A 23,100-nucleotide genomic window follows, 5' to 3' on the forward strand; every position below is an offset into this window, starting at 1 on the left:
TTATCTTTGCTTGTGCCGAGTTAAAACAAAAGCACAACGTACAAAAGGACGCATCATGACCCTTCTTTCTGTCGGCGACAAAGCCCCGGACATCACCCTGCCCCGAGACGGCGGCGAAATTGTGAACTTGGCGGTTTTCGCAGGCAAGAATGTGGTTCTTTACTTTTATCCCCGCGACAACACATCAGGCTGCACCAAAGAGGCAATCGGTTTCACCGAGAGCCTTGCTGAATTCGAAGCGCTGAACACGGTCATCCTTGGTGTGTCAAAGGACTCGGTCAAAAAGCACGACAACTTCGTCGCAAAACAAAACCTCAAGATCGCACTTCTTTCAGATGAAGAAGGCGACGTATGTGAACGGTATGGCACCTGGGTTGAGAAAAAGATGTACGGCAAAGTATTCATGGGGATCGAACGTGCGACGTTCCTTATTGGCGCTGATGGCAACATCGCGCAGGTGTGGCGCAAAGTGCGCGTACCCGGTCACGTCGAAGAGGTTCTTCAGGCAGTTCGCGATCTATGACCCTTTCGGAAATGGCAGTTGCGGTCCTAAATACCGCAGACGGTCGCGAAAAAGCGGCGCTTTCACGTACATACGCTGCGCAATGGCGCGAGGCGCGTGCAAATGGCACACCGCTCGAAATTGGCAACGCCAAACCGCCTTTGCGCCCTGCCCGCCCAGAAAAGCCAGAACTGCTGGACCCGCGTGATGTTCCACATCGCAAACCGGGTACCGAAGAAGGACGCATCGCGCTTTTGCATGCGGTCGCGCATATCGAACTAAACGCAATTGATCTGCACTGGGATATCATCCCGCGCTTTGCCCATATCAAATTACCACTTGGCTACTACGACGATTGGGTCAAATCCGCTGACGAAGAATCAAAGCACTTTAACCTGATGTGTGATTGTCTCGAAGAATTGGGCAGCCATTACGGTGCACTCCCTGCCCACGCGGGCATGTGGTGCGCGGCAGAAGACACTGTCGATGACCTGATGGGGCGGCTTGCCGTTGTGCCCATGGTGCTCGAGGCACGCGGCCTCGATGTAACACCTGGGATGATCAATATCTTCAAGCAGGCGAAAAACAAATCAGCGGTCGCCGCGCTTGAAGTTATCTATGCCGAAGAGGTTCACCACGTTTCATATGGGTCGAAATGGTTCAACTTTTTGTGTGGACGACATGACCTTGACCCGACTGGCGTCTTTCATGATCTTGTACGCAAATACTTCCACTCCGCTTTGAAACCACCTTTCAACGAAGAAAAACGTGCAGAAGCAGGCATTCCGCCTGACTTTTATTGGCCGCTTGCTGAACAACGCAAAAAATAGGCGCGTTCTTTGGCGGTCCTTCGCGCAGTAACAACCTCTAGTGGCGTAATCCCGCGGGCTATGCGCAAATTTCTTGCAGCGAGCGCCTTGGCTGCTTACAGACGTAGGCAACGCTGGTGTGGGGACCAGTAAATATTAACGGGACGACACAGGACCTCATCGTGCGATCACGCCTGACAAAAACTACACACGCCGTTTTGGAACGCTGGTTCCCTGAACGCCGCCTCTTTCTCAGATCAGATTCAGAGACACGGTTTATCCGTCTCAGTTCTGAAACCCAACTGGTCGCTTGGATCGGTTGCACTGTTGTTGTGGCATGGACCATCGTCGCCACCGCTATCTTATTGATGGACAGTATCGGCGCCGGAAACTTTCGCGCACAAGCACAGCGAGATCAGATGACATATGAACAGCGCCTAAACGCGCTTTCATCTGAACGCGATGTGCGAGCACTCGAAGCAGCAGCAGCCCAAGAACGCTTTAACTCTGCCCTGCGTCAGATTTCGATCATGCAGTCAGAACTGCTGGCCACCGAAGAAAAGCGCCGCGAACTGGAAACTGGTCTTGATGTCGTGCAAGCAACCCTGCGCGACACCATGAAAGCCCGCGAAGAAGCGCGTGCTCAAGTCGCAGCCCTGACCGAAGAAGTTGACCCTAGCGCTGTGGCCGCCATTAGCCAAGAAGCTGTCGGCACTGTTGATCTACTTGCCAACGCTTTGGCGGAAACAGCTGCTGAACGAGACATGATCGCTGCCGACGCAGAGTTCGCAATCAGTCACGCGCAAGAGATCGAACTGGAACTGCGCCTACTTCAGGAACGCAACGACCAGATTTTCCGCCAGCTAGAAGAAGCCATGTTGGTTTCAGTTGAACCGCTTGACGATATGTTCCGCGCCGCGGGCATGAACCCCGACAACATGTTGGATCAGGTTCGCCGTGGTTATTCAGGCCAAGGGGGCCCACTCACACCAATTCAGTTCTCAACACGTGGTGGTGAGCCGGATCCAGATGCGTTGCGCGCCAACGCGATCCTGTCATCTATGGACCGGATCAACCTGTACCGCATCGCTGCTGAAAAGGCCCCGTTTGATATCCCTGTCAAAGCAAACTTCCGCTTTACCTCTGGGTTTGGCCCACGCTGGGGGCGTCTACACGCTGGTACCGATTTTGCAGGACCTATCGGCACGCCAATCTACGCAACTGCTGATGGCCGTGTTGTTCATGCCGGTTGGTCGTCGGGCTATGGTCGCCTGATCAAAATCCAGCATGACTTTGGTATTGAGACAAGATACGCACACTTAAGTGCGATGAACGTAACCGTCGGGCAAAGAGTCTCGCGCGGAGAACGAATTGGTGATATGGGCAACTCAGGTCGTTCGACTGGCCCACACCTTCACTACGAGGTTCGCGTCGGAGGCGAGCCCGTTAACCCCATGATCTATATAAGAGCTGGACAAGATGTTTTCTAAATCCAAAATCAATGAACCGGGGCCCAAGTCGGCCGACACCGAAACACCCAAAGCCGCTGACGCGACAAAAACCGCTGCGTCAGGTTCGGACTTCAAGGCAGCTCCTCCTAAGGCAAAGCCAGCAGCATCGATGCTGTCTTCTGACTTGCTGATCACTGGTAACCTAAAAACCAGCGGCGACATCCAAGTCGAAGGTCAGGTAGAAGGCGACATTCGTGCGCACCTGCTGACAGTCGGCGAAGGCGCTACGATCAAGGGTGAAGTTGTTGCAGACGACGTGGTCGTAAACGGCCGCGTTGTTGGTCGTGTGCGTGGCCTGAAGGTGCGCCTGACATCGACTGCACGCGTCGAAGGTGACATCATTCACAAGACCATCGCGATAGAGAGCGGCGCCCATTTTGAAGGCTCTGTTCAGCGTCAGGATGATCCGCTTTCTACTGGCTCGAAAAAGATGCCAACAAGCGCAGCAGCTGACAGCGCAAAATCCTAAGCTACGAATAATTCACAGCTTCAAAGGGCGCCCTATCGGGCGCCCTTTTTTCGTTCACTCTCAAAAATTTCCAGCATTTTCACTGGGTGATGAAATGCCAGAAAAATGCCGCGAACGGGTCTGATTTCAGCCGCTTGTTTCGTCGATCTCTAGGATTGTCTCCGAGTAACTTTGATTAACTAGTCAATAAAAATAACGACCGCTCACAAATGGAGAAACCTGTGAACTATTATAAACCCGCCTTGCGGGCCCTATCCGTCAGCGCAGCTGCACTGGGCTTTACGATTTCAGCGCAAAGCGCCGCAGCCCAAGAAATCTCCTGCGGTGCTCCATACACGATCGCCACAGGTGATTCACTTTCCGGCATCGCCAAAAGGGTCTACGGTTCTGCGTCCGACTTCCAGATCATCTACAGTGCGAACGTTGAAAAGATTGGACCGAACCCAGGTCTTATTTCTCTTGGGCAAGTGATCGACATTCCATGTCTCGGTGGTGAAACTGAATCTCAGGCGAACGAAGCGCTCATCCGTAAGGTCATTACGACCGAGCAGCTGGCCGCCCCCACCGATGTTGGCGTCCGGGTTGTGACAGCGACCGATTGGGCCCCCTACTTTGACGAAAGCCAAGAACAAGGCGGCATGATCACCGAGCTGACCAACATGGCATTGGCCGCGGCAGACGGAAACCCAGAATACAAAATCGACTTTATCAACGACTGGGGTTCGCACCTACAGCCGCTGTTGACAGATCACGCCTATGACTTTGCGACAGCATGGTATGAACCACCTTGTGAATTGATCGACCAACTGGGCGATGACGCAAAGTTTCGCTGCAACAACTTTGAATGGTCCGACCCAATGTTCGAAATCCTCTTGGGTTACTTCGGACGCGCTGGCGAACCTTTGCCTGCGACCCACGCAGAGCTGGCAGGCAAAAGCATCTGTCGCCCCGACGGATATGAAACATTCGTTCTGGAAGAAGACGGTCTTGTCGAACCGGCGATCAAATTCGGCCAAGAGGGTCTGATCACTGGCTGCATGGCTGGTCTGCTCGATGGCACATATGATGTCGTCGTCATTGCGGTTGACCCCGGCCAAGGCGCTGTTCTGGAACTGGGCGCACAGGACCAAATCATGCTGAACGAACAGCTGACCAAGGTTCTGAACCTGAGCCCAGTCATCGCAAAATCGAACCCACACCGTGAAGAAATGCTGGCTATGATGAACAGCGGCATCGCTTCGATCAAAGCTGACGGACAGTGGTTTGAAATCGTGAACCGTCACCTGTCTGCGCACCGTGCACAAACACAGTAATCGGTCCAAAGATTGAATGAGAAAGGGCGCCGATTTGGCGCCCTTTTTGTTTACACAATCGCGCGCCGATACAAATGCCACGTCGCATGTCCAAACACCGGCAATACGACCATGAGGCCTAAGAACCACGGCACCAAAGCCGCGAGCGATAGAACGGCGATCACCGCAGCCCACATTAGCATAACGACCGGATTGCGCCGCACGACCTGCACGCTCAGGATCATCGCGGTCACGAAATCTATTTCCCGGTCCAACACCAGCGGAAGGCTGACCACGGTCAGCGAGAATAGCACAAACGCGAGCACTGCCCCTATTCCCAGTTCGGCCACGATCATGGACAAACCGTTGGGGGTTAAGAATACCTCGTAGCTTTCTGAGACATTGGTCATCGTCGACAGCCCCATGAACAACGCAAAAATCATATGTGCGAGGAAGGTCCAGAACAGAAAATAGATCACTATGATCGCCCCCAGCCACGGCAGTTGGCGTGTACGTTCATTCCAAACAATGCCAAGGATCTGCGGCCACAACAGCGGCTGGCTGGTTTCTATTCTGCGGCTGACCTCGTAAAGGCCCGCAGCGGCAAATGGTGCGATCAAAGGAAAGCCAAGCGATGTTGCCAGAACCCAGCTGACATGCCCTGCCCCAAGCCAGATCAACAGAAACCCACCCAAGACATAGACGGCACTGAAGAACAGCCCGAACTGAGGCGCGTTTCGAAAATCGGCTATGCCTGCGGCCAATACTGCCTTTAGGTCACCGAATTTGAGCTGCTGGACGACCGGCTGCGACATTCAATAAATCCTCCAATCGGGCAATACGCCCAATTGAAAAATAGGAAGCAAACGCGTGCCAGTCTATGTAAATTACTCGGCGTTGGCTTCGGCACGGCTTTTGCCAGAAACATCCATAGCCAAAGTCGCGCCCATTAGACCATCAAGATCACCATCAAGCACGCCCTTGGTGTCCGAGGTTTCAAACCCTGTGCGCAGGTCTTTGACCATCTGGTAAGGCTGAAGCACATAAGACCGGATTTGGTTGCCCCAACCTGCATCACCTGCGTTTTCATGCGCCTCGTTGACCAGTGTCGAGCGTTTATCGAGCTCCATCTGATACAGGCGCGATTTCAGTGCCTTCATCGCAATGTCGCGGTTTTGGTGTTGCGACTTTTCAGAAGACGTCACAACGATTCCAGTCGGAAAGTGGGTAATCCGAACTGCGGAATCCGTGGTGTTCACGTGCTGACCACCAGCACCCGATGAACGGTAGGTGTCCAAACGGATGTCAGATGGGTTCACTTCGATTTCGATATTATCGTCGACAACCGGATAGACCTTAACTGACGTAAACGATGTGTGGCGCTTGGCGGCACTATCGAACGGTGAAATGCGGACCAGACGGTGCACGCCACTTTCAGACTTTAGCCACCCATAGGCATTATGGCCGCTGATCTTATATGATGCAGATTTGATGCCTGCTTCATCGCCGGACTGCTCTGACTGCAATTCAACCTTGTAGCCTTTTTTCTCGGCCCAGCGAACATACATCCGCGCCAGCATATTTGCCCAATCGCAGCTTTCTGTACCGCCCGCACCCGCGTTGATTTCAAGGAACGTGTCATTGGCGTCGGCTTCGCCGTCCAACAGTGCCTCAAGCTCTTTTTGGGCTGCCTTTTCGCGTAGGGCTAGAATGCCATTTTCGGCTTCTGTCACGACCTCGGCGTCGTCTTCCATTTCACCCAATTCGATCAGCTCGACGTTGTCGGCCAATTCTTGGGCGATCCCATCATAGTTGGCCATTGCATCAACCAACATCTGACGATCACGCATCAGTTTTTGTGCCGCATCAGGATCGTCCCACAGGGTCGGATCTTCAACGCGGGCGTTGAATTCCTCTAGCCGATGTGGCGCGGTTTCGCGGTCCATCCGCTGCGCAAGCAGGGTCAGCGACTTTTCGATCGCTTCAACGGTAGTCTGGATTTCTGCGCGCATGATGCACCTACTTACGTGAATGAATTATCAGGGGGTATTACAGTGCGGCGTGCGCACCCACAAGCAGGTGGTCAGTAAAGACCACCTGTTGAAAGCGTACCAAATGTTGCTTTTGGACCTACAGTCGCAGTTTCACCTGTCGATGTCGTGACCTGACGGCCCTGACGTGGAACCTCGTCAAATAATGGCAGATCACCCGCCATCGCAAAACCACCATCAAAGGTAATGCCGAACAGCGGCTCTTCGCCGGGGCGGAAGCATTCTGCGATCACGTTTTCGCCCGATGTGCCATCCGGCAAACGCGCGCCGCTGTAGCGGTCGATATTAATGAACTGACAGTCGGCTGGTGGCGTGAATGGACCCGCACCGTAATGCTTGATCGCTTCGCCCATAAAGCGGTTAAACACAGGACCACAAATACCACCACCAGAAGCGCTGCGGCCCAAGGTACGTGGGGTATCATAACCAATGTAGCATCCAGCTACGATGTTGGACGAGAAACCAACGAACCAGACATCTTTTGCATCGTTTGTTGTACCGGTCTTGCCGGCGATGGGAACAGGCAAGTTAATGGCGCTACTCGCCGTACCGCGCTCAACAACACCGCGCATCATCGATGTCAGCTGGTAGGCAGTGATTTCGTTCATTACGCGGTCACGATTTGAAACGATCCGCGGTGCAAACCCTTCGGGGATATAGGCATTTTGACAGTCTTCGCAGATACGCTGATCATGGCGATAGACGGTGTTACCGTAACGGTCCTGCACCCGGTCAACCAATGTTGGCTCAACCCGTTCACCACCATTTGCGAACATCGCATAAGCAGCAACCATCTTGAACAGAGTGGTCTCATCGGCACCCAGTGAAGCAGCCAAACCTTGGTTCATGTTTTCATAAACCCCGAATTTCTCGGCGTATTGCGCAACAGTGTCCATCCCGATTTCCTGCGCCAAACGAATGGTCATCAGGTTCCGGGAACGTTCGATACCAGTACGCAAAGGTGTCGGGCCATAAAACTGGTTAGAAGAGTTCTTGGGCCGCCAAACACCTTGTGGTGTGTTAATCGTAATCGGCGCATCCACCACGATCGTCGCAGGCGAATACCCACTATCAAGCGCTGCTGCATAGACGAATGGCTTGAACGATGAACCCGGCTGCCGCTGCGCCTGTGTAGCACGGTTAAAGACCGAATACTGGTAGCTAAAGCCACCCTGCATTGCGATGACCCGGCCAGTGTTCACGTCCATCGCCATAAAGCCGCCCTGCACTTCTGGGACTTGACGCAGAGTCCAACGAATGAACGATCCATCATCATCGGCGATCATCTTGCGGACATGCACAACATCGCCAACTGTAAAGTTTTCAAAGAAGTCGCCACGCATCCATTCGATGTCACGACGCGGGACGACAAAGGGCTCTGCCTCTGTCTCGACCACATCTTCGATACCTAGGCGCAGCTGGTTCTCTTCAACGGCCAAAACGACCGCAGGGTACCATTTCGTTTCAAGGTCAACATCACGGGCCACGTTCACTTCACGCAGCGCAGCACGCCATTGCTCTTCCTTACCAAGCTGGTCTTCGGCAATCGTCTTGCCTGTGCCGCGCCAAATCGAAGTACCACGATCATATTCTTCCAACGCACGCTGGAGCGAATGCGCAGCGTTCACTTGCAGTTCAGGATCAACAGTCGCCCGAATAGAAAGACCACCCGAGAAGAATTCATCTTCGCCAAAGTTTTGTGAAAGCTGGCGGCGGATTTCGTCGGTAAAGTAATCGCGCGGTGGCAGGCTTTCTTGGAAGCTAGGGAAATCGCCGTTCTGCACAGTACGCAACGGATCATTCATTGCCTCAGCCAGTTCAGCTTGGGTCAGGTATCCGTTTTCAAACATTTCACGTAGAATAAAGTTACGACGCGCAATGGCCGCATCCCGGTTCCGGACCGGGTGATAGCTATATGGTGCCTTTGGGTGCACAGCCAAAAACGCGGCTTCTGCGGGGCTAAGCGAAGATAGCGGTTTGTTAAAATATGACCGCGCCGCAGCTGTCACGCCAAACGAACGCACGCCAAGGTCAATCTCAGTCAGGTACAGCTCAAGGATTTGTTCCTTGCTCATCGCGCCTTCGATTCGAGTCGCGAGAATGATTTCCTTGATTTTCCGTTCCAGCGTGGTCGATCCGTCCAACAGGAAGTTCTTCATCACCTGCTGGGTAATTGTGGACGCACCACGCAGGTTTTCACCACGCGAAGTCACACCTTCGACGATCGCAGCCAAGATACCGCGCGGATCATACCCACCGTGCGTATAGAAATTCTTATCCTCGGCCGAGATAAACGCCTGCTTCACAAGGTCAGGGATCTCTTCGGCTGGCGTGAACAAACGCCGCTCTGCCGCGAATTCATCGATGATCTGCCCTTCGTTCGAATAAATCCGGCTGATCGTCTTGGGCTGATAACGCGCAAGCGTTTCATATGTCGGCAGGTCTTGGCCATACATGTAGAACACGCCACCAAGTGTCAGCGCGCCCATGATAAGGCCCATGGTCAGCAAGGTGAAAATCCCGCCGATGAAAGAGAAAATGAAGCGCAGCACGTGTGATCTGTGTCCTATAGTTTCGGTTGGGCTTATACGCCGCCGCAGCTGAATGGTCAAAAGGCCAAATGGGAATTACGGCCTGTAATATTCACGTTTTACTGAGTAAATTCAGCAACCGCTTCCGTGATGGCAGATACAATCCGCGCACGACCGGTCGCATTGGCCAACTGTGCACGATCTTGGGCGTTCGAAAGAAACCCTACCTCTATCAAAACACTAGGAAAATCGGCTGCCGTCAGGACCGCAAGCTGACCTTCGCGATGGGGGCGACCGTTGACACGTACCCCTGCAGTTTTCATTTCTGAAATAAGTAGATCGGCGAATTGCCGCCCCCGAGGGCCGGTTTCCGCCCGCGCTAAATCCATCAAGACGGTCGCAACCCGATCCCCGTGATCGGCTAAATCAACGCCTGCCAGCAAATCGCCACGTTCGTGCCGTTCGACCATTCGACGCGAGGCACTCGACCCACCGTCTTTCGATAATGTGTATACAGAAGCGCCACTTGCGTCATCTTCTTCAAGTGCGTCAGCATGTAGTGAGATGAATAAATCCGCCCCAACAGCGCGCGCAAATGTGACCCGCGCATCCAACGGTACAAACACATCACGATCACGTGTCATGACGACTTGAACGCCATCCAGCTGATTGACCGCTTGTGCGACCTCTAAACCAAGAAGCCGCATCAACTCAGCCTCTTTCACCCCACCGCGCAGCGCACCAGGATCAATGCCCCCGTGCCCCGGATCAATCACCACAGTAAAGCCATCAACGTCGGTTTCGGGCATGGGCATAGCGACAGGTTCAAAAACTCTTGCCTGAACTGGCGCACCCGCTTCCGCACCAAATGCCCTTGCCTTCGTACGTTTCAACACGATTGCAAGGTCAGCACCTGCATCGGTCCGGGTCATTGCCGCCTCGGTCACACGCATTGGACCGGCAAGGTCAACGACCAATCGCGACCATTCTGTATCCAGTGCACCAAAATGTAGACCAGTCGCACGATCACCAGACAGCAGTTCCTCAGGCATCACATCTGGCCACTCGGCACCCTGAAAATCCACAACGAGACGCCTAGGATTATCCAATGTAAACAATCTATAAGGCGTCACACTTGATAGACCCACCTGAATCTCAAGTTGCCACCACCCATCGCGAACTACCGTCCGTTCAGGATCGACCACGACCTGCGCAGCCGCCCCATGGCATAGGAATAGCAAAGTGAAAATCAGACGGATCACAGCTTACGCGCCTCCATGAAACGTGCAATGCGATCTAGCCCTTCTTTGATATCATCCGTGCCACGCGCATATGAAAACCGGAGCCAATGGTGACCGCGCGCCGCATCGAAATCGAGCCCCGGTGTCACCGCAACGCCTGCCTCATCCAGTATTTCAGCTGCAAATTTCAGCGCGTCATCAGTGTAATCCGACACGTCGACATAGATATAGAACGCGCCATCAGGCGGCGCGAAACGCGTTAATCCGGCAGCACGCAAGCCATCAATCATAAGCGCACGGTTTACCGCATAAACGGCTTTGTTCTGTTCAAGTTCTTCGGTGCAATCCATCGCATGTAACGCAACGCGTTGCGCTGCATGTGGGGCGCAAATGAACATGTTCTGCGCCAAGCGCTCTATCCGGCGGACATGGTCATCAGGGACGATCATCCAGCCAACGCGCCAGCCAGTCATTGAGAAATACTTTGAGAAAGAGTTCACAACGTAAGCATCATCAGTCACCTGCAACGCCGTGACTGGGGCAGTGTCGTAATCAATGCCGTGATAAATCTCGTCCGAGACAAGTGCGGCATCCCTTGCCTGACAAGCATTCGACAAAGCAGTTAGCGCATCGGCGTCCAGCATGGTTCCGGTTGGGTTGGCAGGTGATGCGACGATTAACCCATCTAGGTCGTAATCCGCGACATCGCTTGGCAAGGGCTGAAACCGTTGCGCAAACGTGGTTGGAATATCAATTGGGTTCAGGCCAACGGCCTTAAGGATTTGGCGATAAGATGGATAACACGGCGTACCCAATCCAACCCGCTCACCGTTATCAAACAGCGCCGAAAACGCGAGCAGGAACGCACCCGAAGCGCCGCTCGTGACAACAACCCGCTTTGGGTCCAAGTCGACATCGTACCATTCACCATAATGTCGGGCGACCCGACTACGCAGTTCAGGCAGACCAAGACCAACGGTGTAACCCAACGGCTGTTCCAACTCCGCAATCAGCTTTTGACGTGCACCAGCTGGCGCGCCCGTGCTGGGCTGGCCAACTTCCATATGGATGATGTGGCGCCCCGCCTCTTCGGCTTTCCGGGCTGCCTCCATCACGTCCATAACAATGAATGGATCAACCTCGCCTCGGGATGAATGTCGCATATGCCTGCCTACCGTTTTTCTTTGGCCCTGTTTGCCCGTCACCAGCATGTGAGGTCAATGCACCTTGGCATTCATCGGCATATATGATCTGTCCTTCACCAAATTTACGTTAACGAGAGACCTAGATGCCCTTACGCTTTGCCCTGCCCTTGATGCTAGCCATGTCTGGCCCCGTCGCTGCCCTCGAACTGGACGCGATGACCGACGCAGAGCGAGAAGCCTTTCGCGCAGAGGTCCGCGCGTACCTGCTTGATAACCCCGAAGTGATGCAAGAAGCCTTTGCAGTGCTGCAGCAGCGCGAACAAGAAGCGCAGGTCACCACCGATATGGAGATGATCGCAACCTACTCCGATGCATTGTTCAATGATCGGTATTCCTATGTAGGCGGCAACCCGGCTGGTGACATTACAATCGTTGAATTCATGGATTACCGTTGCGGCTACTGCAAACGGGCATTTCCTGAAATCGAAGCCCTGATTGCCGCGGATACAAATATTCGGCTTATCGTGAAAGAATTTCCAATCTTGGGCGAACAATCAGTGCTGGCATCGCGGTTCGCAGTCGCAACCCTATTGGTGGCCGGTGACGACGCCTATAAATCAGTGCACGACACGCTGATGGAATTTCGCGGTGACATCACACAGGCCAGCATGACGCGATTGGCCGAAATTCTAGAACTTGATGCACAGGCCATCATCGCCAAAATGGATTCCGACGAAGTAACCAATGTGATAACCCAAAACCGCCAACTTGGTCAGCAAATGCAAATCTCAGGCACGCCAACGTTTGTGATCGAAGACCAGCTGCTGCGTGGATATGTTCCGCTGGACGCAATGGAACAGCTTGTCGCTGGTCTTCGCGAATAGTTGCAAACTTCACGTGATCGTCAGTAAGCTCTAGTCGACAATATCCGCCAGCGGGCTAGTTTTCGCTGGCAGATATTGCATCCAACAAGGAGCTGGACAATGACAACACGTCGTACCTTTCTACGCACCGCCGCAGCACTGGGAACTGTAACCTTGCTGCCTTATCGCTTGAACGCCGCTGGACACAGCGCCGATAGCTTTGAAACCGTGAACGGCACGGTCACTATTCACCCCATCGCACATGCATCATTCGTCATGGAAACGCCGGCTGGCGTTGTCTATGTCGACCCGGTCGGTGAACCATCACTTTACGAAGCATTGCCCGCGGCAGACTTCATTTTGATAACCCACGAACATGGCGACCATTATAACGCTGAAACGCTGGCCGCCTTAGCGACCGAGCAAACAGCGATGATCGCAAACCCGGCTGTCTATGACATGCTGTCAGCGGACCTACAGGCAAGCACCACAGCCATGGCCAATGGTGAAACCGCCCGCGCAGGTGAGATCGGGATTGAAGCAATCCCCGCCTATAACATCACCGAAGACAGGCTGAACTTTCACCCACAAGGCCGAGACAACGGCTACGTGCTGTCAGTCGATGGGTTGCGCATCTATATTTCAGGCGATACCGAAGACATCCCCGAAATGCGCGCGCTCGAAAACATCGACGTGGCCTTTGTCTGCATGAACCTGCCATTCACGATGGACGCCACCGCAGCTGCATCCGCAGTCGCCGAATTCGCCCCCACCTACGTCTACCCCTACCACTACCGGGGCCGCGACGGAGGCACACAAGACCCCGAAGAATTCGCAAGTCTCCTGACCAGCGAGACCGAAGTAAAAATGGGCAACTGGTATAGCTAAATCAAAGCTGCAGGGCGATATTCACTGCCCTGCAGACAATAGAGCTAGTGGCCCCTATGCGGGACGAAGCCGCCATCAAATGTCGAACGGCGAAGGTCTGTTTTGTCGATGAGAGTCTTTGCGTTTAGCCGAGAATACTATCAAGATTTCCGATAATACTGACGAGCAAGGCTATGCCGCAAATCAGTATCGCCAACCAGAACACATAATGCATCACAAGTGCTGAAACGCCGATACCAACGGCCAAATATGACAGCCGGTGTGGTTCGTTTCGGTATAATCCTATGCCACCAAGCACTACTGCAATACCCGCCACACATAGCGCGGAAAACGTGATGAACTGACGATAGTTTCGAGGCGGTGGAGTGGGCTGTGGAGCTGGCTCACCCGCCAATGCACGCGCGGCTGATTGCTTGATTTCTACTGCAATCTCGCCAATGACGGTACCGCTACTTTTTTCTTGCGGCTCAAAAAATGCAGATAATTGTATGAGAACAACGACCAGGCTTGCAATACCCAGTATGAACCCAACCAATCCAAATTTGGCTGGTCGCTCTTCGATTGTCTGTTCCATTGCATTACTCCTTCGTCGTTTAACCGCGTTCGATAAATGAAAAGGACGACCAAAATGAGGCGTCTGAACCCAGACTGTACCCCGCTGGGTGCCAGCGTCTCTTTCGTATCAAGCGCAAAAGCAGTCATTGGTGACGAACGCAGCATCATGCACTTTGGGCTCGAACCAGACATTCGACAGACACTCTATTCCGCCGCTTCCACGTTCTGCGCAGCTTCCAATTCTTCGGCCTTCTTTTCGACCTGCTCGACGATATGTTCGATCATGTCGTCGTTGGATTGTTTGTGGCTTTGCTTACCCGCAAGATAGACCATCCCTGATCCCGCGCCCCCTCCGGTGAAACCGACGTCTGTCAACAGCGCCTCACCGGGGCCGTTCACGACGCAGCCGATGATGCTTAGGCTCATTGGGGTCTTGATGTGCTCAAGCCGTTTTTCCAGCGCCTCGACAGTTTTGATTACGTCAAAGCCCTGCCGCGCGCAGGATGGGCAGGAAATGATATTGACGCCGCGGTGACGTAGGCCAAGGGATTTGAGGATTTCAAAACCCATTTTCACTTCTTCAACCGGATCAGCAGACAGGGACACGCGGATCGTGTCGCCGATCCCCATCCACAACAGGTTTCCCATCCCGATGGCAGATTTTACGGTACCGCTGATCAGCCCCCCGGCCTCTGTGATGCCAAGGTGGATTGGCGCGTCAGTCGCATCGGCGAGTTGCTGATACGCCGCAGCAGCCATGAAGACATCTGACGCCTTACAACTAATCTTAAATTCGTGGAAATCATTGTCTTGCAGGATTTTGATGTGATCCAGCCCGCTTTCGACCATCGCATCCGGGCAAGGTTCACCGTATTTATCCAGCAAATGCTTTTCGAGCGACCCAGCATTCACCCCAATCCGGATCGAACAGTTATAGTCGCGCGCGGCCTTGATCACCTCTTTGACGCGCTTTTCGTCACCGATGTTGCCGGGGTTGATGCGCAGGCAGGCAGCCCCTGCCTCTGCGGCTTCAATCCCGCGTTTATAGTGAAAGTGAATATCAGCAACGATGGGTACCGATACTTCGGGAACGATCTCGCGCAGTGCTTTGCTTGATGCCTCGTCCGGCACAGACACACGGACAATATCCGCGCCCGCATCCGCAGCCGCCTGAATTTGTGCAATTGTCCCCTTCACGTCAGTCGTCAACGTATTGGTCATGGTCTGTACAGAAATGGGCGCATCGCCCCCAACGGGCACATTGCCAACCATAATCTGACGGGATTTCCGACGCTCAATTGTGCGCCAAGGACGGATGTTGTTCAGGGACATGGTGCTGCTTTCGGGCAAACGCGATTTGCCCTCAATCTAAGCATCAATGACGGACGCAGCAACCAGTCTAACGCAGGTTATTCGCTCGCGTTATTTTCCGCGACGCGCACGACCTCTGCCAGATCATCGTCTGCAGACAAATCTGCCACAGAATAGGTTTCACGCAGGCTGTCAGCATTCAATGCAACATTCGACGTTACCACCCCACTTTGGCCAACTGGACCATAGTGAACACCGTTAACCGCAAAATACATCGCGCCGCTTTCACCAACACGCAAAGTTGCAGGTGCTTCAGTTGCAGGAACTTCGAAATTCTCGCCTGGCGCCATCACGCCTTCAAAAATCACAGTGCCGTCTGCAGAACGAACACGTACCCACGCAGGGCGCACTGCAACCAACTGCAGTTCTGGAACGTCAGGTTCGACAACTTGGACCACAGGTGGGTGTGGCGTGTCGGTCACAGCTTCAGCCAGCGCAGTAGCAGGTTCGACCTCTACAGCAGGCATAATTGAGCCGATAGAGCCCGGATTCAGTGTTGAAATCGGCGCATCGCGTGCAACCAAAACTGGCACATCTAGCGCCTGTGGGCGGTAAAGCCGGTCTAACGCCTCGCGCGATGGGGCTGTAAAGCCCGCCAAAGCGTCAGAGGTTTCAACCGCATTTGCCGCACCTGACAGTGGATCCAGCTCCGATACGATGACTGGTGCTTGCTCTACTGGTGCGAACTGAACTTTTTGAACTTCTTGCAAAACGGTCCAACCGCCATAGCCAAGACCACCGATCAAGGCGATCAACACCATGACAGACCCAACGGCCCGCGGCTCGAACTGCGCCATGACCGCATCCCCTGCTGGGATGAACGGTGTCGCTGAACCTGAAAAAATGTCTTTACCAAGGGGGGCCGCAATGGGGTCACCAGATTTCCCTTGAAGCGATGACGCCTCAGCAGACATACCATGCGCAGTCGCAAAACCGCTTTCTTTACAAAAGGTTGCGAATGCTTCGTCTGGGTCCATACGCAGATACCGCGCATAAGACCGCACGTACCCAGCAATAAAGCCTGGCGTATCAAATGCAGATGGATCTGCATTTTCAATTGCTGCGATATATGCTGCTTTGATTTTAAGTTCGCGCTGAACGTCCAACAGGCTTTTGCCCATGGTCGCACGTTCGCCGCGCATTAAATCACCGAGTCGCAATTCAAAGTCGTCAAAGCTTTTAGCTTGAACGTCCTTCTGTGCGTTTTCGCGCTTGAAGGTCTTCCTGATCATCGACTGTCCCGTCGGTTACTGCCCCGAGGTTCTCTTGTAACACGAATCAATTTCGCATGAGAACCTTTTCAATCAATAGCATACTGGCAGCAGCCATGCATACGTTGAAAAAAGGTTAACCCGCCAGTTCAGCGCGATTCAGCGCACAATGTGACCAAAGACTGTCCAAAGCACCGACTAATGCATCCATTTCACGCGGCCCATGAACGGGTGACGGGGTAAAGCGCAGACGCTCTGTTCCGCGGGGTACTGTTGGGAAGTTGATCGGCTGAACATAGATGCCAAATTCCGAAAGCAGCATGTCAGACAACTTCTTCGTATGGACCGGATCGCCAACGATCAACGGCACAATGTGGCTACCGTGATCAATGATAGGCAGCCCCATCCCCTTCAGACGCAGCTTTAGGATTTTCGCCTGTGTCTGGTGTTGTACACGCAGCGTGTCATCTTGCTTCAGGTGCGCAACGCTTGCCGCGGCACCAGCAGCGACAGCCGGCGGAAGACTTGTCGTAAAGATAAAGCCCGGCGCATAGGACCGGATCGCATCGCACATTTTTGGTGAAGCAGCAATATAACCGCCCATCACGCCATATGCTTTGGCCAAGGTTCCGTTGATAATATCAATGCGGCCCATTAGACCATCACGTGCAGCAACCCCTGCCCCACGCGGACCATACATGCCCACGGCGTGTACTTCGTCGATGTAAGTTAGCGCATTGAATTCATCTGCAAGGTCACAGATTTCCTTGATCGGGGCAAAATCCCCGTCCATCGAATAAATCGATTCAAACGCGATCAGCTTTGGTGCAGCAGGGTCATCCGCCGCTAGCAATTCGCGCAGGTGATCCAGATCATTGTGACGGAAGATGCGCTTTGCACCACCGTTGCGGCGGACACCTTCGATCATCGACGCGTGGTTCAGCGCATCTGAATAGATGATCAGGCCCGGAAACAGTTTGGGCAACGTGCTTAGCGTTGCATCATTGGCGATGTATGCTGATGTGAATAGCAGTGCCGCTTCTTTTTGGTGAAGATCCGCAAGCTCAGCCTCAAGCTGCTTGTGGTAAACCGTTGTGCCAGAAATGTTGCGCGTCCCGCCAGATCCAGCGCCAGTTGCATCAACAGCTTCGTGCATCGCAGCCAAAACAACAGGATGCTGCCCCATTCCAAGATAGTCGTTACCACACCATACTGTCACCGGTGATTCAGTTCCGTCATCCTTGCGCCATGTGGCGTGGGGGAACTGGCCACGTTTGCGTTCAATATCGATGAAGGTCCGGTAACGGCCTTCTTCGTGCAAACGGTCAATCGCGGCATCCAGTTGAGCGGTATAGTCCACTGATACTTCCTTCATCTTGCGGCTCAAAACCCAGATCAGCCCTAGGTTTTTGAATCGTTCTAAGTGTCATATAGGGCCAATCCCGTCCGAGCAATACGCTACAAACTGTCGCCCCCTAATACCTTAGTGCCGGTCAAAGATACGAAAGACGTTGACCTAGATCAATGAATACGGAGATTTGGGCGCAACGTCATCCGGTGCCCATTCGTAAGCAAGCTCCAAATTACGATAGACGACAGCCGGGCTCACGCGGCATCCGTTCTGCAAAGGCCAGGCGCTTTGCAGCACCGACAACCAGCGTGATTTCTTCGTCCGCAGATGGTTCAGGCCGCGCGCCTGGTACAACCAACTGTTTGTCGATAGCCGAATACGGATCCATTGCAATGGACTGGTCGCGTCGTTCGGTTTGTCATGATGGCGTTGCAAATGCATTATGCGGCTGCGCAGGCTCCCACGGATAGGCCGCCTCTAGATATCTGTCCGCCGCATGAATGAACCGGCCCTGACCACCATTCACTTTGAGTGACGCATCCAATTGCGTATAGGTTGGCATATTCGGGTGTGATGCGACCTGTTCAGCAGGCATACCAGTCGCCATGTAATCTTGGCTCAATTGATAACGTTTCAGGTGAATCGCTAAGGCCGACTCGATACTGGAATTCAGCTCGCCCAACCCTAACTTCTCCAACATCGACCGCAGTTCGTGACTTCGAAAAGGTGCAATGCCGCCAAAGCTGTCGAAATGCGCCAACCCGTTTGGCCCAAATACGTCATACAAAAAACCCATGATACCAACGGTTTCACGTTCGTATTCATTCATTACCTCGCCGGTACGTTTCTTTTCTTCGGCGAATGCACGCAGCGTTTCAAAATACCTGCCATCCGTCGGGCGTGGGGCCAGCCTCAGCGGCGGCGGCGGGACGAACCGGTGCGAAGGCCGATCTCTTTCCGCCTGAGTACTTGGCCCGCCAGACATTCGCTGTGGAACCGTATCCAGATAGGTCTCTCCCTCGGCACGACGTGCACGGATACGATCCCCAATAAACATCAAGATTTTGAACGGCAGACCAACAACAAGAATGCCACTGATTAAAAGTTGCGCAAACGCCATCTTACGCGCGCCTCGACTGGTGTTTTCGAAATCAAATGCGACGTCTATCAAATCCTGAAAATACTCAATCATGTCATTGGCCTATAAATCACGCTTAGCGCTAATTAATCCGCTTCGGCATGACCCAAGTCAAACAGTTATGCGTTTTGGATTGACGCCCGCGCCAATCGTGCCACCCTGACGGCAAACAAACATAGGACCTATGAAATGACCCTCGACCCCGTCCTCTCGCGTATTGATAGCGATCTGAACGCCGCCACCGAACGGCTGCTTGAATTGCTGCGCATTCCATCAATCTCGACCGATCCGGCCTACAAGGGCGATTGCGACACAGCCGCCGATTGGCTGGTCGCTGACCTGCAAAGCATCGGGTTCGAGGCATCAAAACGCCCCACCACGGGCCACCCAATGGTTGTTGCGCACTCAGGCGGCGAAGGACCACATGTGCTGTTCTACGGCCACTACGACGTGCAACCGGTTGACCCGTTGGCCCTGTGGGATCGCGACCCATTTGATCCGCAAGTCGAAGACACCGCCAAAGGCAAAGTCATTCGCGGGCGCGGATCATCCGATGATAAGGGCCAACTGATGACGTTTGTCGAGGCCTGCCGTGCATGGAAAGCCGTGCATGGCACCCTGCCCGGCAACATCACGTTGTTCTTTGAAGGCGAAGAGGAATCAGGGTCACCATCACTGACCCCGTTCATGCGCGAAAATGCGAAGGAACTTACCGCCGATGTCGCCCTTATCTGTGACACGGGGCTGTATGGCGATAGCACACCAGCAATCATCACACAGCTACGTGGCCTCTTGGGCGAAGAGCTCACCATCACCGGCCCAAACAAAGACCTGCATTCAGGCATGTACGGCGGGCTAGCGATGAACCCTGCCCGCGTGCTGGCCAAAGTCATCGCAGCCCTGCATGACGAAGATGGCCGGATCACGATCCCGAATTTCTACGACGGGGTCCCCGAGCTTTCCAACGAACTCGCCGCGGCATGGGATGACTTGAAATTCGACGAAAAGGAATTCTTGGGTGAAGTTGGGCTGTCTGAGCCTGCTGGCGAGAAGGGCCGCCGCCCGCTTGAAATGATCTGGTCGCGCCCAACCTGCGAAGTTAACGGTATCTGGTCAGGCTACACCGGTGATGGCTTCAAGACCGTACTGCCATCACAAGCCCACGCAAAAATCAGCTTCCGTCTGGTTGGCACGCAAGACCCTCTCAAAATTCGCGATAACTTTCGCAAAATGGTCCAAGACATGCTGCCCGCCGATTGCAGCGTGTCCTTCAGCGATCATGGGGCAAGCGCGGCTGGGCAAATGACCACAACCCACCCAGCATTCGACCAAGCCCGCAAAGCGCTATCCGACGAATGGCCAAATGCGGCGGCCTATGTTGGCTGCGGCGGATCAATCCCGATTGCGGGCCACTTCAAGGACATCTTGAACATGGACGCGATGCTGATCGGCTTTGGCAAAGACGACGACCAAATCCATTCACCCAACGAAAAATACGACCTATCCTCGTTCCACAAAGGGATACGGTCATGGGCACGCATCCTGCACGAAATGACGAAATAAACCACAAACGTAGGGTGGGTTTTAACCCACCCTCGCTTAACTCAAGAACGCTTCGGTTCAAGCTCAACCGACCACAATTCAACATCAGCGCGATCCATCAGGCGAACAGTCATGACGCCTGTATCGGCCGCGATATCAACCTTACCAAAAAACTGCATACCGTCAGATGGCGGCAGGTTCGCCTGCCCCGGCTCTGGATGCTTAGCAAACCGGACTTCAGGACCAAACGTATTGTCATAATCATTCGGGCCAAACGTACCTGCATGTAGCGGACCAGATACAAACTCCCAAAACGGCTCAAAGTCCTGAAACACTGCACGGTCAGGCGAATAATGATGCGCTGCCGTATAATGCACATCCGCCGTCAGCCACACGGTATTCTGGATTTGCGCATGTTTGATAAACGAAAGCATCGCCGCGATATCCTGCTCGCGCCCCAACACCGGCCCGTCACCATTGGCACCGTTCTCCATGTTTTCATCGCCATCGCGGACCATCATGCCAATCGGCATATCCGACGCAATCACCTTCCAAGTCGCCTTGGAATTCAGCATCTCACGCTTGAGCCACGCCATCTGCTCCGCACCTAGGAAGGGCGTCGGCGCGGTTTCAGTATTCGGCGAATTGTCACCGCGATAGGTGCGCATATCGATCACAAAGATATCCAACAACGGGCCATACGACACCTTCCGGTACACGCGGTTAGGTTCGTCCATAGTCTGACGGGTTGGCATCATCTCGTGGAACGCATGGGCCGCCCGCGCAGACAGGAGTGCCGCTGATTTCTCGGTATAGCGATCATCCGCACTGAGCACCTCGTTCGGATACCAGTTGTTGGTCACTTCGTGGTCATCCCACTGCGCGATGATTGGCACCTGCGCATTCAGCGCACGCACGTTATCATCCATCAGGTTATACAGATGCTGGCCGCGAAATTCGGTCAGTGTCTCGGCCACCTTGGTCTTTGCCTCGGTCACGACGTTTTTCCAGATCGTACCGTCCGCCAATTCAACCTCTTCCTGCAACGGACCATCGGCATAAACCGTGTCCCCCGAATGCAAAAAGAAGTCAGGGTTATGCTGCAGCATCGTAGCATAGGTCTGCATCCCACCGCGATCCTGATCAATACCCCAGCCCTGCCCTGCGGTATCGCCAGACCAAACAAAGCTAATGTCGCGGCTGCCATGTGGTGCCGTGCGGAAATGCCCCGTCAGCGCCTCTGACTCCACACCATCGCCGAGGCCAACCATCTTAACACGGTAGAAAATGTCCTGATCCGAAGGCAAACCAGACAGCGACATTTTACCGGTGAAATCGCTAGGGGTACCGACAGACAGTCCCGGAACAGCCTGCGCATCCGCAAAGCTTTCAGTAGTGGCCCATTCGACCATCATGCGCGACTCGCGGTCGGCACGGACCCATACAACAGCGCCATCATGGGCAACATCACCCGATTGAATTCCATGTGTCATCACAGGCCGGCTTTGCGCGCGGCTAAGCGAAGGTACAAAAAGAGTGGTTCCAAGTGCTGCGGAACCCAAAAGCGTCTGACGACGATTGAGTGTAATACGTGGCATTTTTCTGAACTTCCATGATCAAGAACTGATCCGAAAAACATCCAACCACAACGTGACACAATCACGCCAAACAGATGACAGTTTAGGAAACGTTTGATGACACTCGAGCAGGTTTTTGAAATACATCGAACGTCAATTACGAGCCCTATCTTTAAATTGAGTTTGCGTGCAAGGTTCAGCCGGAGAGCACATTACCTGCAGGAAATCAGATGAAATTTTTCTTCAAAAAGAAGGAACGTAAAGAGGCGGACACCGCCATACTTGATGGTGCATACCAATTACACCGCGAAGAAGATATTGCGCGTTTTACAAGATGCGTAGAAGACGTCTTTCCGGAGCGTGCACAGCAGTTTCGATGTTTTGGAGCAGACTGGATGGGACGTCAGTTCGCAACCGATCACAAAAGGGTGGTAAACGGCGAGCCAGAGGTCGCCCTTCTTGACCCCGCAACGAAAGAAATTTTCGAAATCCCATGTAGTTACACAGCATTCCACGAAATTGAGCTAGTTCAATATCCCGAAGAAACTGTCGACCATACAAAATTCAAAAATTGGCTTTCCTCGGGAGGCCGACGCCCTAAGTACGGGGAGTGCGTAAGCCATACCGTACCCCTGTGCCTTGGCGGGAAAGACGTTTTTAGCAACTTCGAAATTGCGGATCTAGAAGTCAGCTGGAGCATTTCAGGTCAGATATTTGCGCAAATACGCGACCTTCCTGCTGGCACTCCAATAAACAAGGTCGATATCTCTAAAGATTAAAGCACCTTAAGCTTGAATGCTGGATTCGTCACTACTGCAGACAACCAATATCCAATAACACATCAAGAGTGCTTCATTAACTATCAAGGATAAGTGGCGCGGTTGACGGGGCTCGAACCCGCGACCCCCGGCGTGACAGGCCGGTACTCTAACCAGCTGAGCTACAACCGCGCATCGTATCTAGTCACATCGGAGTTAGTGGCGCGGTTGACGGGGCTCGAACCCGCGACCCCCGGCGTGACAGGCCGGTACTCTAACCAGCTGAGCTACAACC

General features: G+C 53.6%; 21 protein-coding genes and 1 tRNA gene. 9 read left to right on the forward strand and 13 right to left on the reverse strand.

The window, feature by feature from the left end; translation table 11 throughout:
* Nucleotides 1-55: 55 nt before the first annotated feature.
* From bcp to ACHUEV_RS04565, 5 genes are all read left to right on the forward strand, one after another.
* Entirely contained in the window at nucleotides 56-523 is a 468-nt protein-coding gene (gene bcp, locus ACHUEV_RS04545; protein ID WP_394177877.1) for a thioredoxin-dependent thiol peroxidase, read from the forward strand.
* Nucleotides 520-1,332: a ferritin-like domain-containing protein gene (locus ACHUEV_RS04550; RefSeq protein WP_394177878.1), complete on the forward strand. Its 813-nt coding sequence runs from the start codon at nucleotides 520-522 to the stop codon at nucleotides 1,330-1,332. The genes bcp and ACHUEV_RS04550 overlap by 4 nt, the downstream gene beginning before the upstream one ends.
* A gap of 161 nt (nucleotides 1,333-1,493) precedes the next feature.
* Nucleotides 1,494-2,801, forward strand: coding sequence for a DUF5930 domain-containing protein (locus tag ACHUEV_RS04555; protein WP_394178272.1), 1,308 nt, complete (start codon nucleotides 1,494-1,496; stop codon nucleotides 2,799-2,801).
* Nucleotides 2,791-3,291: a bactofilin family protein gene (locus ACHUEV_RS04560; RefSeq protein ID WP_394177879.1), complete on the forward strand. Its 501-nt coding sequence runs from the start codon at nucleotides 2,791-2,793 to the stop codon at nucleotides 3,289-3,291. Before ACHUEV_RS04555 ends, ACHUEV_RS04560 begins: the two co-directional genes overlap by 11 nt.
* 221 nt (nucleotides 3,292-3,512) lie before the next feature.
* Nucleotides 3,513-4,604: a LysM peptidoglycan-binding domain-containing protein gene (locus tag ACHUEV_RS04565; RefSeq protein WP_394177880.1), complete on the forward strand. Its 1,092-nt coding sequence runs from the start codon at nucleotides 3,513-3,515 to the stop codon at nucleotides 4,602-4,604.
* A 50-nt stretch (nucleotides 4,605-4,654) separates the two neighbouring features.
* Here ACHUEV_RS04565 and ACHUEV_RS04570 read toward each other — a convergent pair whose 3' ends face one another.
* The 5 genes from ACHUEV_RS04570 to ACHUEV_RS04590 all read right to left on the reverse strand — a co-directional run bounded on the left by ACHUEV_RS04570 (nucleotide 4,655) and on the right by ACHUEV_RS04590 (nucleotide 11,569).
* Nucleotides 4,655-5,398 carry a DUF2189 domain-containing protein gene (locus ACHUEV_RS04570; RefSeq protein WP_394177881.1) on the reverse strand — a complete coding sequence of 248 codons (744 nt, stop codon included), beginning with the start codon at nucleotides 5,396-5,398 and terminating at the stop codon, nucleotides 4,655-4,657.
* 72 nt (nucleotides 5,399-5,470) lie between these two features.
* The gene (gene prfB, locus ACHUEV_RS04575) at nucleotides 5,471-6,595 is read right to left on the reverse strand and encodes a peptide chain release factor 2 (RefSeq protein ID WP_394177882.1); all 1,125 of its coding nucleotides are present in this window, start codon (nucleotides 6,593-6,595) and stop codon (nucleotides 5,471-5,473) included.
* Between the two features lie 71 nt (nucleotides 6,596-6,666).
* A complete protein-coding gene (locus ACHUEV_RS04580; RefSeq protein WP_394177883.1) occupies nucleotides 6,667-9,186 on the reverse strand; it encodes a penicillin-binding protein 1A in 2,520 nt (839 codons plus the stop codon).
* Nucleotides 9,187-9,284: 98 nt separating this feature from the next.
* Nucleotides 9,285-10,427 (reverse strand): N-acetylmuramoyl-L-alanine amidase, encoded by a 1,143-nt coding sequence (locus tag ACHUEV_RS04585; RefSeq protein ID WP_394177884.1) that lies wholly within the window; start codon nucleotides 10,425-10,427, stop codon nucleotides 9,285-9,287.
* A complete protein-coding gene (locus ACHUEV_RS04590; protein ID WP_394177885.1) occupies nucleotides 10,424-11,569 on the reverse strand; it encodes a pyridoxal phosphate-dependent aminotransferase in 1,146 nt (381 codons plus the stop codon). Before ACHUEV_RS04590 ends, ACHUEV_RS04585 begins: the two co-directional genes overlap by 4 nt.
* Nucleotides 11,570-11,694: 125 nt before the next feature.
* Here ACHUEV_RS04590 and ACHUEV_RS04595 point away from each other — a divergent pair, with 125 nt between their 5' ends.
* Nucleotides 11,695-12,435: a DsbA family protein gene (locus ACHUEV_RS04595; RefSeq protein WP_394177886.1), complete on the forward strand. Its 741-nt coding sequence runs from the start codon at nucleotides 11,695-11,697 to the stop codon at nucleotides 12,433-12,435.
* 99 nt (nucleotides 12,436-12,534) lie between these two features.
* The gene (locus ACHUEV_RS04600; protein ID WP_394177887.1) at nucleotides 12,535-13,302 is read left to right on the forward strand and encodes an MBL fold metallo-hydrolase; all 768 of its coding nucleotides are present in this window, start codon (nucleotides 12,535-12,537) and stop codon (nucleotides 13,300-13,302) included.
* Between the two features lie 124 nt (nucleotides 13,303-13,426).
* Here the strand turns inward: ACHUEV_RS04600 and ACHUEV_RS04605 are convergent, their stop codons facing one another.
* From ACHUEV_RS04605 to ACHUEV_RS04630, 6 genes are all read right to left on the reverse strand, one after another.
* Entirely contained in the window at nucleotides 13,427-13,876 is a 450-nt protein-coding gene (locus tag ACHUEV_RS04605; protein WP_394177888.1) for a hypothetical protein, read from the reverse strand.
* Between the two features lie 185 nt (nucleotides 13,877-14,061).
* Nucleotides 14,062-15,189 (reverse strand): flavodoxin-dependent (E)-4-hydroxy-3-methylbut-2-enyl-diphosphate synthase, encoded by a 1,128-nt coding sequence (ispG, locus tag ACHUEV_RS04610; RefSeq protein ID WP_394177889.1) that lies wholly within the window; start codon nucleotides 15,187-15,189, stop codon nucleotides 14,062-14,064.
* 77 nt (nucleotides 15,190-15,266) lie between these two features.
* Entirely contained in the window at nucleotides 15,267-16,460 is a 1,194-nt protein-coding gene (locus ACHUEV_RS04615) for a helix-turn-helix domain-containing protein (protein ID WP_394177890.1), read from the reverse strand.
* Nucleotides 16,461-16,575: 115 nt separating this feature from the next.
* A complete protein-coding gene (gene hemA / locus ACHUEV_RS04620) occupies nucleotides 16,576-17,799 on the reverse strand; it encodes a 5-aminolevulinate synthase (RefSeq protein ID WP_394177891.1) in 1,224 nt (407 codons plus the stop codon).
* A gap of 223 nt (nucleotides 17,800-18,022) precedes the next feature.
* The gene (locus tag ACHUEV_RS04625; protein ID WP_394177892.1) at nucleotides 18,023-18,178 is read right to left on the reverse strand and encodes a hypothetical protein; all 156 of its coding nucleotides are present in this window, start codon (nucleotides 18,176-18,178) and stop codon (nucleotides 18,023-18,025) included.
* Between the two features lie 30 nt (nucleotides 18,179-18,208).
* The gene (locus tag ACHUEV_RS04630) at nucleotides 18,209-18,982 is read right to left on the reverse strand and encodes a hypothetical protein (protein ID WP_394177893.1); all 774 of its coding nucleotides are present in this window, start codon (nucleotides 18,980-18,982) and stop codon (nucleotides 18,209-18,211) included.
* Between the two features lie 135 nt (nucleotides 18,983-19,117).
* On the opposite strand from ACHUEV_RS04630, the gene ACHUEV_RS04635 reads away from it, so the two are divergent.
* Nucleotides 19,118-20,491, forward strand: coding sequence for a M20/M25/M40 family metallo-hydrolase (locus tag ACHUEV_RS04635; RefSeq protein ID WP_394177894.1), 1,374 nt, complete (start codon nucleotides 19,118-19,120; stop codon nucleotides 20,489-20,491).
* Between the two features lie 41 nt (nucleotides 20,492-20,532).
* Here the strand turns inward: ACHUEV_RS04635 and ACHUEV_RS04640 are convergent, their stop codons facing one another.
* On the reverse strand, nucleotides 20,533-22,068 hold the full coding sequence (locus tag ACHUEV_RS04640; protein ID WP_394177895.1) for an alkaline phosphatase D family protein: 1,536 nt from the start codon (nucleotides 22,066-22,068) through the stop codon (nucleotides 20,533-20,535).
* A 209-nt stretch (nucleotides 22,069-22,277) separates the two neighbouring features.
* On the opposite strand from ACHUEV_RS04640, the gene ACHUEV_RS04645 reads away from it, so the two are divergent.
* Nucleotides 22,278-22,826 carry a hypothetical protein gene (locus ACHUEV_RS04645; protein WP_394177896.1) on the forward strand — a complete coding sequence of 183 codons (549 nt, stop codon included), beginning with the start codon at nucleotides 22,278-22,280 and terminating at the stop codon, nucleotides 22,824-22,826.
* A gap of 94 nt (nucleotides 22,827-22,920) precedes the next feature.
* Here the strand turns inward: ACHUEV_RS04645 and ACHUEV_RS04650 are convergent.
* A tRNA-Asp gene (locus ACHUEV_RS04650) sits at nucleotides 22,921-22,997 on the reverse strand.
* Nucleotides 22,998-23,100 lie beyond the last annotated feature (103 nt).

It is taken from the genome of Yoonia maritima, from assembly GCF_043641945.1.
Classification (GTDB): Bacteria; Pseudomonadota; Alphaproteobacteria; order Rhodobacterales; family Rhodobacteraceae; genus Yoonia; species Yoonia maritima_B.

Bases quoted from the DNA above. Each gene is read 5' to 3' on its own strand.
- bcp (WP_394177877.1), top strand. From the start codon at position 56: ATGACCCTTCTTTCTGTCGGCGACAAAGCCCCGGACATCACCCTGCCC.
- ACHUEV_RS04550 (WP_394177878.1), top strand. From the start codon at position 520: ATGACCCTTTCGGAAATGGCAGTTGCGGTCCTAAATACCGCAGACGGT.
- ACHUEV_RS04560 (WP_394177879.1), top strand. From the start codon at position 2,791: ATGTTTTCTAAATCCAAAATCAATGAACCGGGGCCCAAGTCGGCCGAC.
- ACHUEV_RS04570 (WP_394177881.1), bottom strand. From the start codon at position 5,398: ATGTCGCAGCCGGTCGTCCAGCAGCTCAAATTCGGTGACCTAAAGGCA.
- prfB (WP_394177882.1), bottom strand. From the start codon at position 6,595: ATGCGCGCAGAAATCCAGACTACCGTTGAAGCGATCGAAAAGTCGCTG.
- ACHUEV_RS04590 (WP_394177885.1), bottom strand. From the start codon at position 11,569: ATGCGACATTCATCCCGAGGCGAGGTTGATCCATTCATTGTTATGGAC.
- ACHUEV_RS04595 (WP_394177886.1), top strand. From the start codon at position 11,695: ATGCCCTTACGCTTTGCCCTGCCCTTGATGCTAGCCATGTCTGGCCCC.
- ACHUEV_RS04600 (WP_394177887.1), top strand. From the start codon at position 12,535: ATGACAACACGTCGTACCTTTCTACGCACCGCCGCAGCACTGGGAACT.
- ACHUEV_RS04605 (WP_394177888.1), bottom strand. From the start codon at position 13,876: ATGGAACAGACAATCGAAGAGCGACCAGCCAAATTTGGATTGGTTGGG.
- ispG (WP_394177889.1), bottom strand. From the start codon at position 15,189: ATGTCCCTGAACAACATCCGTCCTTGGCGCACAATTGAGCGTCGGAAA.
- ACHUEV_RS04615 (WP_394177890.1), bottom strand. From the start codon at position 16,460: ATGATCAGGAAGACCTTCAAGCGCGAAAACGCACAGAAGGACGTTCAA.
- ACHUEV_RS04625 (WP_394177892.1), bottom strand. From the start codon at position 18,178: ATGGATCCGTATTCGGCTATCGACAAACAGTTGGTTGTACCAGGCGCG.
- ACHUEV_RS04630 (WP_394177893.1), bottom strand. From the start codon at position 18,982: ATGATTGAGTATTTTCAGGATTTGATAGACGTCGCATTTGATTTCGAA.
- ACHUEV_RS04635 (WP_394177894.1), top strand. From the start codon at position 19,118: ATGACCCTCGACCCCGTCCTCTCGCGTATTGATAGCGATCTGAACGCC.
- ACHUEV_RS04640 (WP_394177895.1), bottom strand. From the start codon at position 22,068: ATGCCACGTATTACACTCAATCGTCGTCAGACGCTTTTGGGTTCCGCA.
- ACHUEV_RS04645 (WP_394177896.1), top strand. From the start codon at position 22,278: ATGAAATTTTTCTTCAAAAAGAAGGAACGTAAAGAGGCGGACACCGCC.